Origin of the sequence: Streptomyces sp. NPDC002793 (assembly GCF_040295485.1) — a bacterium.
Lineage (GTDB): Bacteria > Actinomycetota > Actinomycetes > Streptomycetales > Streptomycetaceae > Streptomyces.
In genome coordinates, this window is the sequence record NZ_JBEOVL010000129.1 from 1 (window position 1) to 1,861 (window position 1,861).

A 1,861-nucleotide genomic window follows, 5' to 3' on the forward strand; every position below is an offset into this window, starting at 1 on the left:
CAACGCCCGTATGGATGGGTAGGGGAGCGTCGTGTGCCGGGTGAAGCAGCCGCGGAAGCGAGTTGTGGACGGTTCACGAGTGAGAATGCAGGCATGAGTAGCGATACACACGTGAGAAACGTGTGCGCCGATTGACTAAGGGTTCCTGGGTCAAGCTGATCTGCCCAGGGTAAGTCGGGACCTAAGGCGAGGCCGACAGGCGTAGTCGATGGACAACCGGTTGATATTCCGGTACCCGCTTTGAAACGCCCAATACTGAATCAGGCGATGCTAAGTCCGTGAAGCCGGCCCGATCTCTTCGGAGTTGAGGGTAGTGGTGGAGCCGATGAACCAGACTTGTACTAGGTAAGCGATGGGGTGACGCAGGAAGGTAGTCCAGCCCGGGCGGTGGTAGTCCCGGGGTAAGGGTGTAGGCCGTGTGGTAGGTAAATCCGTCACACGTTAAGGCTGAGACCTGATGCCGAGCCGATTGTGGTGAAGTGGATGATCCTATGCTGTCGAGAAAAGCCTCTAGCGAGTTTCATGGCGGCCCGTACCCTAAACCGACTCAGGTAGTCAGGTAGAGAATACCGAGGCGTTCGGGTGAACTATGGTTAAGGAACTCGGCAAAATGCCCCCGTAACTTCGGGAGAAGGGGGGCCATCACTGGTGATTGGATTTACTCCATGAGCTGGGGGTGGCCGCAGAGACCAGCGAGAAGCGACTGTTTACTAAAAACACAGGTCCGTGCGAAGCCGTAAGGCGATGTATACGGACTGACGCCTGCCCGGTGCTGGAACGTTAAGGGGACCGGTTAGTGCACTTTCGGGTGTGCGAAGCTGAGAACTTAAGCGCCAGTAAACGGCGGTGGTAACTATAACCATCCTAAGGTAGCGAAATTCCTTGTCGGGTAAGTTCCGACCTGCACGAATGGCGTAACGACTTCTCGACTGTCTCAACCATAGGCCCGGTGAAATTGCACTACGAGTAAAGATGCTCGTTTCGCGCAGCAGGACGGAAAGACCCCGGGACCTTTACTATAGTTTGATATTGGTGTTCGGTTCGGCTTGTGTAGGATAGGTGGGAGACTTTGAAGCGGCCACGCCAGTGGTTGTGGAGTCGTCGTTGAAATACCACTCTGGTCGTGCTGGATGTCTAACCTGGGTCCGTGATCCGGATCAGGGACAGTGTCTGATGGGTAGTTTAACTGGGGCGGTTGCCTCCTAAAGAGTAACGGAGGCGCCCAAAGGTTCCCTCAGCCTGGTTGGCAATCAGGTGTTGAGTGTAAGTGCACAAGGGAGCTTGACTGTGAGACCGACGGGTCGAGCAGGGACGAAAGTCGGGACTAGTGATCCGGCAGTGGCTTGTGGAAGCGCTGTCGCTCAACGGATAAAAGGTACCCCGGGGATAACAGGCTGATCTTCCCCAAGAGTCCATATCGACGGGATGGTTTGGCACCTCGATGTCGGCTCGTCGCATCCTGGGGCTGGAGTCGGTCCCAAGGGTTGGGCTGTTCGCCCATTAAAGCGGTACGCGAGCTGGGTTTAGAACGTCGTGAGACAGTTCGGTCCCTATCCGCTGTGCGCGTAGGAATATTGAGAAGGGCTGTCCCTAGTACGAGAGGACCGGGACGGACGAACCTCTGGTGTGCCAGTTGTCCTGCCAAGGGCATGGCTGGTTGGCTACGTTCGGAAAGGATAACCGCTGAAAGCATCTAAGCGGGAAGCCTGCTTCGAGATGAGTATTCCCACCACCTTGAGTGGTTAAGGCTCCCAGTAGACGACTGGGTTGATAGGCCAGATGTGGAAGCCCGGTAACGGGTGGAGCTGACTGGTACTAATAGGCCGAGGGCTTGTCCTCAGTTGCTCGCGTCCACTGTGTT

General features: G+C 56.0%; 1 rRNA gene. It reads left to right on the forward strand.

The features are described from left to right. Window positions 1-1,839: ribosomal RNA gene (locus tag ABT001_RS35925) — 23S ribosomal RNA — on the forward strand; the annotation flags it as partial. Window positions 1,840-1,861 lie beyond the last annotated feature (22 nt).